This is a genomic window from Mycobacterium palustre (genome assembly GCF_002101785.1).
In the GTDB taxonomy this organism is placed as follows: Bacteria; Actinomycetota; Actinomycetes; order Mycobacteriales; family Mycobacteriaceae; genus Mycobacterium; species Mycobacterium palustre.
On record NZ_LQPJ01000154.1, the window covers coordinates 20,325 to 30,871 of the forward strand.

A 10,547-nucleotide genomic window follows, 5' to 3' on the forward strand; every position below is an offset into this window, starting at 1 on the left:
GGCTTAGTACGCTCGGCCCCGCGGCAGTTTTGCCACCCCAATCCTGGAAGTCGGTTCTGTGATCCATAGCCGTGCGCAGTCGCGCCGCGACGTCTGGCGGTCGGTGCGCGGTCTCCCGGATTTTTGGCGGCTGCTGCAGGTGCGCATCGCGAGTCAGTTCGGTGATGGCCTGTTCCAGGCGGGGCTGGCGGGAGCGCTGCTGTTCAACCCCGATCGCGCCGCCGACCCGATGGCCATCGCCCGCGCGTTCACGGTGCTGTTCTTGCCGTACTCGCTGCTGGGCCCGTTCGCCGGCGCGCTGATGGACCGCTGGGACCGGCGCCTGGTGCTCGTCGGCGCAAACGTCGGCCGCCTGATCCTCATCGCCGGGGTCGGCACCATCCTCGCCGTCGGCGCCGGCGACATACCGCTGCTGATCGCGGCGCTGCTTGCCAACGGGCTGGCCCGGTTCGTGGCGTCCGGCCTGTCGGCGGCCCTGCCGCACGTGGTTCCCCGCGAGCAGGTCGTGACGATGAACTCGGTGGCGACCGCGTCGGGCGCCGTCGCGGCCTTCCTCGGCGCCAACTTCATGCTGGTGCCGCGCTTTCTGGTCGGCTCCGGCGACAGGGGCGCTTCGGCGATCATCTTCCTCACCGCGATCCCGGTGGCGATCGCCTTGCTGCTGGCATGGCGGTTCGCCCCCCGCGTGCTGGGGCCCGACGACACCAAGCGCGCGATCCACGGGTCGGCCGTGTACGCGGTGATCACCGGATGGTTGCATGGCGCGCGCACGGTTGTGCAGCGGCCGACGGTCGCCGCCACCCTTTCGGGGCTGGCCGCGCATCGGATGGTGGTCGGCATCAACTCGCTGGTGATGCTGCTGTTGGTGCACCACCTGCCCGCCGTGGCGGGCGGCGGCCTGGGCACCGCGCTGGTGTTCTTCGCGGTCAGCGGCATCGGGGCGTTTCTGGCCAACGTGCTGACGCCGTCGGTGATCCGCCGCTGGGGTCGCTACGCCACCGCAAACGGCGCGCTCGCGGCGGCCGCCATCATCCAGCTGCCCGGGGCGGCGCTGCTGCTTCCGGTGATGGTGCTGTGCGGCTTCCTGCTCGGCGTGGCCGGGCAGATGGTCAAGCTGTGCGCCGACTCGGCGATGCAGATGGACGTCGACGACGCCCTGCGTGGGCACGTGTTCGCCGTGCAGGACGCCCTGTTCTGGGTGGCGTTCATCGTTTCGATCACGGTGGCGGCCACCTTCATTCCCGACGACGGCCGCGCGCCGGGCTTTGTGCTGTTCGGGTCGGTGCTGTACGGGATCGGGCTGGCCGTCCACGGCTTGGTCGGCCGCCGCGGCCAGCCGCCGAACGGCGGCTAAGGTACATGCGTGGCTTCCCCTGCTGCGGCGCCGATGGTGGCTGACTTGAGCGCCGAAAGCGACGAACTCGACGCGTTGGTGGCGCCGCTTGCGGCAGACCGCTGGGCCGAGCCGACGCCCGCGCCGGGCTGGACCATCGCCCACCAGATCGGCCACCTGTTGTGGACCGATCGGGTGGCCCTGACCGCGGTCACCGACGAGACCGGCTTCGCCGAGGTGCTGAAAGCCGCGCAAGCCGACCCGACCGGCTTCGTCGACGCCGGGGCCGAAGAGCTCGCCACGCGGGCGCCGGCCGAGCTGCTCGCCGAGTGGCGGGCCACCCGCGGGCGGTTGCACGGGGCGCTGCTGGCGGTGCCCGACGGCCGCAAGCTGCCGTGGTTCGGGCCGCCGATGAGCGCCGCGTCGATGGCGACCGCGCGGTTGATGGAGACCTGGGCCCACGGGCTCGACGTCGCCGACGCCCTTGGCGTCAAGCGGCGCGCCACCGATCGGCTGCGGTCGATCGCACACATCGGCGTGCGCACCCGGGATTACGCCTTCGTCATCAACAACCTGGTGCCGCCGAGTGAACCGTTCCGGGTGGAGCTGCGCGGCCCGGCCGGTGACACGTGGTCGTGGGGACCCCCGGACGCCGCCCAGCGGGTGACCGGCTCCGCGCAGGACTTCTGTTTCCTGGTGACGCAGCGGCGGCCCCTGAGCTCTTTAGACGTCGTGGCGCAGGGCCCCGACGCGGAGCGCTGGCTGGGGATCGCCCAGGCCTTCGCGGGCCCGCCCGGCCCCGGGCGATGAGCGCGGCTATGGGGCGCCCTGCGCAGCGCTGAGTGTTTGAAACCAGGCCAAATGGTAGTTCGCCGATATCGAATCTCCGGTGACGGCGCCCTCGGTGGCGGCCAGCAGCAGGCAGTTGAGCAAGAGCGCCGGATTGACGTTGGGGTACTGCGTCAACAGCTGATAGCGCGCGGTATCGCGGTGCACTCGCAGCAAGTCGATCTCTTCTTCGGCCACGCCGGTCCCGGCGGCGGCCGCCCGGGCCAACGTGTGCACCATCCGTGGCAACCCGTCACGCCAGTGCGTGGCCTGGCTTAACTCCCATCCCAGGTCGGCCACCGGGGGCAGCTCGCGGGGTCGCAGGGACGCCGTCGCACCGGCGAAGTCGTCCAACCAGCCCAGCGAATCCCCGGGGGCGTAGGTCACCATGCGCGTGTGGGCGCCGACCAGCGCCGAGACTTTGCCGCTGCGTCGTTCGGGTTCCAGCAACCGCACGCCCGCCGGAACCGCGATGTCCGACGGTATCCAGCCGTGGGCGAGGTCGGTGACCAAAGCCGTTGTGCCGTCGTCGCGGTCGGCGATCGCCCAATTCAGTCGCGGCTCTTGGCGGACCACGAACGCGAGCAGCCGCCGCAACCGCTGCTCGCCGGATTCGGCCGCGACGGGTGGTTCGCTCGCGACGGCGGGTTCGCTCACGGCGGCGGCCTCGTCCACGGCGGGTGGCTCGCTCGCGACGGCGGGCTCGATGGCCGCTGACTCCGACGGGACGGCGACGACCTCGTCGGTGTTTTCGTCGTCGCCGGCTCGATGCCGACTTTCGGTGGCCTCCGGCGTGTCCGATTCATCCGCGGCAGGCGCGTCGTTGTGTTCGGGAACCCACGCCCCGTCGGGCACCGCAACTGCGTCGGCGGGCGCCTCGACGACGGGTTCGGAGGGTTCGGGGGGTTCGGCGGCTTCGGCGGCTTCGACGTCTCGGACGGCGGGAATGACCTGTGTCGCGTCAAGATCCGCCGGTGCGAGGTCCTCGGCATGCGCCGGGCGCCAGTGTCCGGCGGAGGCGGCGGCCTTGATCTCCTGCCACTGACGCATCGTCGATTCGACCCGTCGCGCCGCGCGGGCCCGCGCCTCGTCGATGACCCTGGCTTCCTCGGCTTGCCGGACGAAGTCCGGCATTCCCGCCAGCTTGATCATCTTCAGCTCGTCGTTGGCGCTGCGCGTGATCCGCTGCAGGTCTGCCCTCAGATACTCTGCGAGGGCGGCGGTTTCGGGGGTTACCACCGAAAGTTCGGCAGGCCAAAGCCCGCCTGTCACCCACGGGGTGCAGTCGACGGGAGAGCTGAAGGCCGGAATCTCCAATGATTCGCGGGTAGCTCTCCGGAGGCGCTGGCGCGCCGTCATCCGACCGAAGATCGCCACTCGGCTAAGCCTACCGGCATGTCACGGGTGGTCTATTCAGTAAGTGAATTGTGCAGCTGCGATGGCCTGGGTAGCGTGGGGACATGGCCGATTCTGCGCTGCAGCAGCAAGTCGACGAGGTGCGCGCCTTGCTGGCTCGCGCCCGAGAGTTGTTCGGCCCCAATCCGATCGAGCCTCCCGCCGATATCGCGCCCGATCCCGACAGCGCCAAGAGGTGGCTGCTTTAGCGGCGCCGAAGTTTGTGCGCCAACAGCCTTTCGATCGCGGCATCAAGATCGTGGGGTGTCGGCACCTCGCTGGACGGCGTGTGTCCGGCCGCCACGATTTCGGCCCGCACTTCCAATAGGGCTTTGAGGCAGGACACATCGGCGGTCAACAAGATGCCCTGCGCCAGGGTTTCGGCGTCCGTTTCCATCGCCTCTTCGCTCAGGGCGACGCTGTGCATGTACCCGCCGCGGCAAGAGCGGACCATGATGTGTCCACTCGGGTGAACGGTGTCGAATGCGGGATTGGGATCCGTCATCGACCGCCGTCAATGAGGCCGCGGAACTCTCGTGCCGCGTCGTGCTCGTGCTGCTCCCACGCCGCCGCCGACACGGTAAGCTTCGCCGCCATATCGGCGTGGTCGTCGGCCTGCTGCTCGTAGCACTGGCGCCTGAGTTCGAGCAGTTCGCGTCCGGCGTCGCGCAATTCGCCGAATATAGGCCCCAGCGAATCGAGGCTGTCCTGGATGGCCGGATGGGACGACGGGACGGTGCGCAAGTAGTCGGACGTCTCCTGGTGATGCGCAGCGGCTTGACGTAAGTGGCTGGGCACCACACGGATCTGGTCTGCCATCTGCTGTCTCCTATTCACGCGCCGCCGGATTGCGCCGGCGAATCACTATTGTCGGGTGGTCGACGCCGCCGCCGGCCGGGTGGGTGTCGGTGTGTCGGTGTCAGCCGGCGCCGTCGCGGGGGCGGCCGCCGCCGGTGGATGCTCCCAGCCTAGAAAGCTCGGGCCGCTCACGGTGGCGATGCGTTGAATCTGCCCGTCGAGAAGGGCTTTCTCATGGCCGAGCGCAAGCGCGTGGCGGTCGGTCAAGATGCCGATGTCTCCGGGCGCGGCTTGCAACGGCTCGATCGGGTTCGCGACGGCCGTTCCCGGTGCGGGGATGGTGATTCCCTGGCGGGCGAACGCCTCCGCGATCGGCGCCCCGCCGACCGCGGCCTGGATGGCCGCCGCGAGCTGTGGGCTGGCGGCCGTCACGGTGTCGCCGTCGGGCAAGCTCACCGGCGTCGGACCGGTCGGCGACGGCGCGGGCTCGTCCTCCGAGACGTCTTCCCCGCCGTCCTGAGCCTCGGCGTCATCGCCCGGGTCCGGCTCGTGAGATCCCGGTCGCCCCTCGTCATTTGGCCCGCGCGGCGCCGAATCCGTTCCGCTGCCCTCCCGGGGGTCCGGCAGCGGCGGGTCGGCGGGCGCGCCGAACCCGCCCAACGAGCCCGGAGCCGCACCGAGCCCCGGGGCAGGTCCGGCACCGAAGCCGGGAACGGATGGCAGCGGCGGCGCCGGTAGCGAAACCGGAGCCGCGGCGGCCCCCGGCGGCGGGAGCTCCGATGGCTCCCCGGGCGGTAGGGCGGGGTCGTCGCCGAGCATCGAGTCCAACGACGGGTCCCACTCATCGCCGGGATCGTCGAGGGGTCCGGGCGCTGCGCTGTCCGGGGGCGCGGCGACGGGATCGGCCGATGCCTGCGGGTCCTCGGCTGGATCGTTCTTGGAGGCGTTGTACAACGACGTCCATGCGGCCATCAGCGCCGACTTCGACGTGTCGTCCAGGCTCGCGTTCAGGACCACCGCCCGAATGTCCTTGAGCTTGCCGATCAGGAATCGCTGGAAATCCCTGGCCCCCGCCGGGGTGTCGAGGTCGGATCGCCCCGACACCGCGGCTTCGATCTCACGCTGCAGCTTGGTGAGCGCGTCCCTACCCTCCACCGCCTTCTGGTGCGCATTGAGGATGGCCGCCACCACTTGCATGTCGAGCTGAGAGCTCGCCGAATTCTGGTGTGCCAGAGCCGCTTCGGCACCCGCCATGGCCTCCGCGGCTGCGCCCCCCCTCACGGTCCGACGGGGCGTCGGGTCCTCCCGTCGGCGGGCTGGAGCCCGGCGCCGCCGCCCCGAACACATCCGGATGCAGTTGACGGATCTTGCGCAGAATCGGGTCGAGCTGTTCGGGCCGTGTCGTCGGTGTGACCACCGCGACCACCTCGGCGGGCGCGAGACCCGCCTGCCAGGCATTGGGATCGCCCGTGCGCTGCTGCAGGCACCTGATCGCGTTGATCAGCTCGTCATACGCCGACATCGTCTATGCCAACGGCGCCGCGGCCCCACGACGGGTCCCGCTGCGAGATGTGCCGCGACCCCTCCATGCCGGGCGACAGTACCGAGGCGCCTCGCTGGCGACAATTCACCCGGGCGCACCTGTGCGCGGACGATCCCCTGCGGGGACCGGCTAGCCCGCCGGGGAGGCGTACTGGGCCCGCAGGCCGTCCAGCACAGCCTTTTTCGCACGACTCACGTCGCGGGCATCGGCAACTATCGCGGCGATCTCGCGCTGCTTGGCGAGGAGGAACTTGTGGAATTCGCGCGCACCGATCGGGGTGTCGACGGCAAGGTCGGAGTGGCCGGCGGCGGCGCGACCGAGCTCTTCGGCGATCGCGTCGAGCCGTCTGACGCTCTCCCGCGTCGCGGCATGGGCGCTGGCAAGGACCTCGGCCAGCACACGGTCGGCGTCGGCGGCCGCCCCGTGCTGGGCCGCCAGCGCTGACTGCCGCGACTGGATGGTATTTGCGGACATAGGTTCGTTACTCGTCATAGCGGCCGCCGAATCGAGACGTAGTTGCCGAGCGGACTGATTCGCACCGAGGCGCCCGAATAGGGCGCCTCGACGACCAGGTTGTGGCCGATGGCCAACTGCACGTGCCCGGCGTGCGGGAAGACGAGGTCCCCCGGCCGGACGTGCGATCGCGGCACCGGGACCCCGTCGTCGATCTGCTGATACGTCGTGCGGCCCAGGTGGATACCCGCCCGCGCGTAGGCCCACTGCACCAGGCCGGAGCAGTCGAATTGGTCGGGCCCGGCCGCGCCCCACACGTAGGGGCGCCCCAACCGCGACAGCGCGGCCCGCACGGCGACCGCGGCGCGGCCGTTTGACGGTGGCAGCGGCGGATTCCGGTGGCGCGCCATCCGGTACTGCAGGGAGCGCAGCGCGCTGGCGTGCTGCCGGGCCCGCAGGCGCGCCGCCAGCACGTGTCCCCGTTGCGCGCGCAGCCGCGCCGTGCGGCGGCGCAGCGCCTCGCGCTGCGCCATGGGCGTGGCCGGGGGAGCCGCGGCGTCGGCGCGGGCCTCGTCGAGGACTCTCTTGGTCAGCTCGTGGGCCCGGGCGCGGTCGCGGTGGGCGCCGGCGACGACGCCGTCCGCCGCGGCATCCGTGCGGGCGGCCGACGCCAGCCGGTGCCGGGCCTGCTCCGCCGCAAGTCGGTACTCACCCTGTGCCGCAGCGTGATTCAGGAAGACCGCTTGGCGCAGCAACGCCTGCTGTGGCGCCGTGCCCGCGTCCAGGGTCGCGTGCGTCGCACTGCCGGCGAATAACCGGTGAGCGCGGCTCAACAGCAACACTTCGTCGTCGCTCACCGTGCCCCCTCGCCGCCGCCGTCTTCGGTGTCGTCTTGAGCCCTCGACTCGACCGCCTCGGCGAAGGCGCGCACGCGGGGGAGCGCCCCGGGCGGGATCAGACCCCGGTTGCGGATGTCCCACATTTCGTCGTTGCCGACGCCGACGAGGGCCGCGATCACCGTCTCCGGCAACCCCGACCGGACGCACGCCCGATCGAAGCGGGCGCTCAAGCTGGTGGGCATCCGCTCCAGCAGGGCCCTGCGCGTCGCCTCGAGCGCCTGCAGATGGCCCATGAGCCGGTCGGTCGAGTCGGCGCCGGCGTTGACGGCGACGCGCCAGGAGCTGGCCGCCAGCATCTCCGCCTTCACGCATTGAGCGATCACAGACAGAATATACGTCTCATATTCGTTTGATGTCGTCGCCGGCAGTCGATCGATGACGGATCGGAGGGCGTCGAGTTGCGCCTCGGCGTAGCCTTCCAGCACTTCGGTGTCGCTGTGGCGGTCCACCACGACGGTTCCCGCGGCCGCCGCGGACCCGGCGGCCGGTGGCTGGGCGGCGAGGAGCCGCGCCAGCTCGGCGTCCGGATCGGCGGCCACCAGTAACCGTGAGTAGGTGCCCGGCGGCAGGCCGAGCCCGTTTTCGACCTTCTGAACTGTGCTTTTGTGCGGCTTGCGGGCGCCCCGCTCCAAAAAGCTCAGGCCCATGATGCTGACGCCGGTCGCGGCGGCGAGGTCTGCCAGCGACCAGTCGCGCGACTCGCGCAGGGCGCGGATGGCCGCTCCGGCAGATTCACGGCTCACCGCGCGCTCCGGCCATAGGCCGGATATTACACACAACCAGGCCGGCCCCACCGTATATACGTTTTTGTCACGTTTCCCTTGCGCCCGCCCCCATACTCGTATACGCTTTCACCTACGTTTCGCGGCAGTGAGAGGAGACCGCCATGGGGCACCCGTGCGCAGCCAACCCGGAACTTTGGTTCGGCTACCCCGACGACGACGGTGGCGACGGCGCGGCCAAGGCGCGCGCCTACGAGCGGTCGGCCACCGAGGCCCGCATCCAATGCCTGCGCCGCTGCCCCTTGGCGCAGCAACGCCGGTGCGCCCAGCACGCCATCGCCCACCGCGAGGAATACGGCGTCTGGGCCGGCGTCAAGCTGCCCGGTGGTCAGTACCGCAAGCGGGAACAGCTCGCCCGGGCACATGAAATCTTGCGCCGCATCGCCGCCGGCGAGATCAACTCGCGACAACTTCCGGAGAACGCGGCCCTGCTGGCGCGCCACGAACACGAAGCCGTGGCGGTTTCGGCGGTGGTGTTGCATCTTCCGAACACGCAGATCGGCCCCCGTACCGCGGCCTGACCCCCGTCGCCACCGCCGGCGGGCAGTTTGCTGACCCTGCCAACCGGGTAGACGGCAACGACCGAGTCCGTCGACCCGAAGGCGCGCCCATGACGTTCGACCTGACACCGACGGCAGCACAACACGACCTGGCCCGGCGCACGCACGAGTTCGCCGAAGAAGTGATCCGCCCGGTGGCGCTGGACTACGACCAGCGGCAGGAGTTTCCGTGGCCGGTGCTCGAGGAGGCGGCCCAGCGCGGGTTCTACAGCCCGCTGTTCTACCGGGACTTGATCGGGGACCCGACCGGCCTCTCGTTGCCGATGTTCATGGAGGAACTGTTCTGGGGCTGCGCGGGAATCGGTTTGGCGATCATCATGCCCGCGCTGGCCCTGTCGGCGATCGGTCAAGCGGCGTCGCCCGAGCAGATGCTCGAATGGGCTCCCGAATGTTTCGGCACCCCAGGCGATCTCAAGCTGGCAGCGCTGGCGATCTCCGAGCCCGAGGGCGGCAGCGACGTCCGGAATCTGCGCACTCGGGCGCGCCGCGACGGTGGCGACTGGATTATCGACGGCCACAAGATGTGGATCGGCAACGGCGGCATCGCCAACGTGCACGTGGTCAACGCGGTGGTCGACGAGGAACTCGGGCATCGCGGTCAGGCGCTGTTCGTGGTGCCGGGCGGGACGCCCGGGCTGAAGCTGTTGCGCAAGCTCGACAAGCTGGGTTGCCGGGCGTCTCATACCGCTGAGCTGGTGTTCGAAGGCGTGCGGGTTCCGGCGGCGAATTTGCTTGGGGGACAAGAGAAACTCGAACACAAGCTCGCCAAGGCCCGCGAGGCGGTCAAGGGCGGCCAGCGCTCCGGCTCGGCCACGCTGGGCACCTTCGAGCAGACCCGCCCGATGGTCGCGGCCCAGGCGATTGGGATCGCACGCGCCGCCTTGGAATACGCGACCTGGTACGCCACCGAGCGCGAGGCGTTCGGCGGGCCGATCATCGACAACCAGGGCATCGCCTTTCCGCTGGCGGACCTGGCCACGCGGATCGACGCGGCGCGGTTGCTGACCTGGCGGGCCTCGTGGATGGCGGCCAATGGGGTGCCCCTCGAACGCGGTGAGGGCTCGATGTCGAAGCTGGCCGCCAGCGAGGTCGCCGTCAAGGCCACCGAACGCGCGATCCAGACCATGGGCGGCTGGGGTTACATCACCGATCACCCGGTGGAGAAGTGGTATCGGGATGCAAAGCTGTACACCATCTTCGAAGGAACCAGCGAGATTCAACGGATGGTCATCTCCAACGCGCTGGGCGCCTCCGTCGGGACCCCGCCGCTGCACGTGGTCATCGAGCCGACCGGGGGACCGTTGAATCGGGTGTTCGGTCGCGGCACCCCGCTGCGGTCCCGCGCCGCCGATGCGGCGCTGTCGATGCAGCATCGAGTTCCCGAACCGGTGATGCGCCTGGCCATGAAAGTGCTGCGACCACCCGGCAGGTAGGCCGGCCGAGGGTACTGTCGCGAACGCGTCGCCGACGGAAGGGAGAACACCAATGGCAACCGATAAGACCGGCGCAGAAGCCACCGTCACCGCCGAGCAGGATCGGTACACCATCGCGGTCGACGGCAAGACCGTGGGCCTCGCCGATTTCGCCGACCGCGGCGATCAGCGCGTCTTCTACCACACGGAGGTCGATCCGTCGTACGGCGGACGGGGCCTGGCCACCATCCTTATCGAGGAGGCGCTCCAGGCGGCTCTTGGTGATGGCAAACGCGTCGTTCCGGTGTGCTCGATGGTGGTCACGGTGCTCAAGAAGCATCCCGAGTGGGACCAATTCACCGATCCCGTGACATCCGACATCCTGCGGTCGGTGCAGGGATAGGCGCCCTCGGCGGGGCCGTTCGGCTTACGGGTTGATCGTGTTATCGCCGACCTGGCGGCCCCACACGTACTCGATCGCGTACGGCGACGCGGTGTCGATGTGGTTGTACGGCGCGATGCTGTTGCCGGTGTCCATGACCAA

Annotated in this window: 13 protein-coding genes and 1 pseudogene; 6 read left to right on the plus strand and 8 right to left on the minus strand. The window is 70.0% G+C overall.

The window, feature by feature from the left end; genetic code table 11:
• Positions 1-58 precede the first annotated feature (58 nt).
• The gene (locus AWC19_RS27760) at positions 59-1,354 is read left to right on the plus strand and encodes an MFS transporter (protein WP_085081277.1); all 1,296 of its coding nucleotides are present in this window, start codon (positions 59-61) and stop codon (positions 1,352-1,354) included.
• Positions 1,355-1,387: 33 nt separating this feature from the next.
• A complete protein-coding gene (locus AWC19_RS27765) occupies positions 1,388-2,143 on the plus strand; it encodes a TIGR03084 family metal-binding protein (RefSeq protein ID WP_085081278.1) in 756 nt (251 codons plus the stop codon).
• 6 nt (positions 2,144-2,149) lie between these two features.
• Here the strand turns inward: AWC19_RS27765 and AWC19_RS27770 are convergent, their stop codons facing one another.
• Positions 2,150-3,538 (minus strand): DUF5631 domain-containing protein, encoded by a 1,389-nt coding sequence (locus AWC19_RS27770; RefSeq protein WP_085081279.1) that lies wholly within the window; start codon positions 3,536-3,538, stop codon positions 2,150-2,152.
• Between the two features lie 83 nt (positions 3,539-3,621).
• Between AWC19_RS27770 and AWC19_RS29980 the strand changes: the two genes are divergently transcribed.
• Positions 3,622-3,765, plus strand: coding sequence for a hypothetical protein (locus tag AWC19_RS29980; protein ID WP_169718155.1), 144 nt, complete (start codon positions 3,622-3,624; stop codon positions 3,763-3,765).
• On the opposite strand, the gene AWC19_RS27775 is transcribed toward AWC19_RS29980, so the two are convergent.
• The 6 genes and pseudogenes from AWC19_RS27775 to AWC19_RS27800 form a co-directional block, all read right to left on the minus strand.
• Complete coding sequence (locus AWC19_RS27775; protein ID WP_085081280.1) at positions 3,762-4,061, minus strand: DUF2694 family protein; 300 nt, start codon at positions 4,059-4,061, stop codon at positions 3,762-3,764. The two genes, AWC19_RS29980 and AWC19_RS27775, sit on opposite strands and share 4 nt — an antisense overlap.
• Positions 4,058-4,375: an ESX-1 secretion-associated protein gene (locus AWC19_RS27780; protein ID WP_085081289.1), complete on the minus strand. Its 318-nt coding sequence runs from the start codon at positions 4,373-4,375 to the stop codon at positions 4,058-4,060. The genes AWC19_RS27775 and AWC19_RS27780 overlap by 4 nt, the downstream gene beginning before the upstream one ends.
• A 45-nt stretch (positions 4,376-4,420) precedes the next feature.
• Positions 4,421-5,876, minus strand: a pseudogene (locus tag AWC19_RS27785) (DUF4226 domain-containing protein).
• Positions 5,877-6,026: 150 nt separating this feature from the next.
• A complete protein-coding gene (locus AWC19_RS27790; protein WP_085081281.1) occupies positions 6,027-6,389 on the minus strand; it encodes a DUF4226 domain-containing protein in 363 nt (120 codons plus the stop codon).
• On the minus strand, positions 6,386-7,207 hold the full coding sequence (locus tag AWC19_RS27795; RefSeq protein WP_085081282.1) for a C40 family peptidase: 822 nt from the start codon (positions 7,205-7,207) through the stop codon (positions 6,386-6,388). The genes AWC19_RS27790 and AWC19_RS27795 overlap by 4 nt, the downstream gene beginning before the upstream one ends.
• Positions 7,204-7,992 carry a helix-turn-helix domain-containing protein gene (locus AWC19_RS27800; RefSeq protein ID WP_085081283.1) on the minus strand — a complete coding sequence of 263 codons (789 nt, stop codon included), beginning with the start codon at positions 7,990-7,992 and terminating at the stop codon, positions 7,204-7,206. Before AWC19_RS27800 ends, AWC19_RS27795 begins: the two co-directional genes overlap by 4 nt.
• 143 nt (positions 7,993-8,135) lie before the next feature.
• Between AWC19_RS27800 and AWC19_RS27805 the strand changes: the two genes are divergently transcribed.
• The 3 genes from AWC19_RS27805 to AWC19_RS27815 all read left to right on the plus strand — a co-directional run bounded on the left by AWC19_RS27805 (position 8,136) and on the right by AWC19_RS27815 (position 10,406).
• On the plus strand, positions 8,136-8,552 hold the full coding sequence (locus tag AWC19_RS27805) for a WhiB family transcriptional regulator (RefSeq protein WP_085081284.1): 417 nt from the start codon (positions 8,136-8,138) through the stop codon (positions 8,550-8,552).
• Between the two features lie 89 nt (positions 8,553-8,641).
• Positions 8,642-10,024, plus strand: a complete 1,383-nt coding sequence (locus tag AWC19_RS27810; RefSeq protein ID WP_085081285.1) for an acyl-CoA dehydrogenase family protein — start codon at positions 8,642-8,644, stop codon at positions 10,022-10,024.
• Positions 10,025-10,076: 52 nt separating this feature from the next.
• A complete protein-coding gene (locus tag AWC19_RS27815) occupies positions 10,077-10,406 on the plus strand; it encodes a GNAT family N-acetyltransferase (protein WP_085081286.1) in 330 nt (109 codons plus the stop codon).
• A gap of 24 nt (positions 10,407-10,430) precedes the next feature.
• On the opposite strand, the gene AWC19_RS27820 is transcribed toward AWC19_RS27815, so the two are convergent.
• On the minus strand, positions 10,431-10,547 hold a 117-nt coding region (locus AWC19_RS27820), incomplete at its 5' end, for an MCE family protein (protein WP_142280914.1).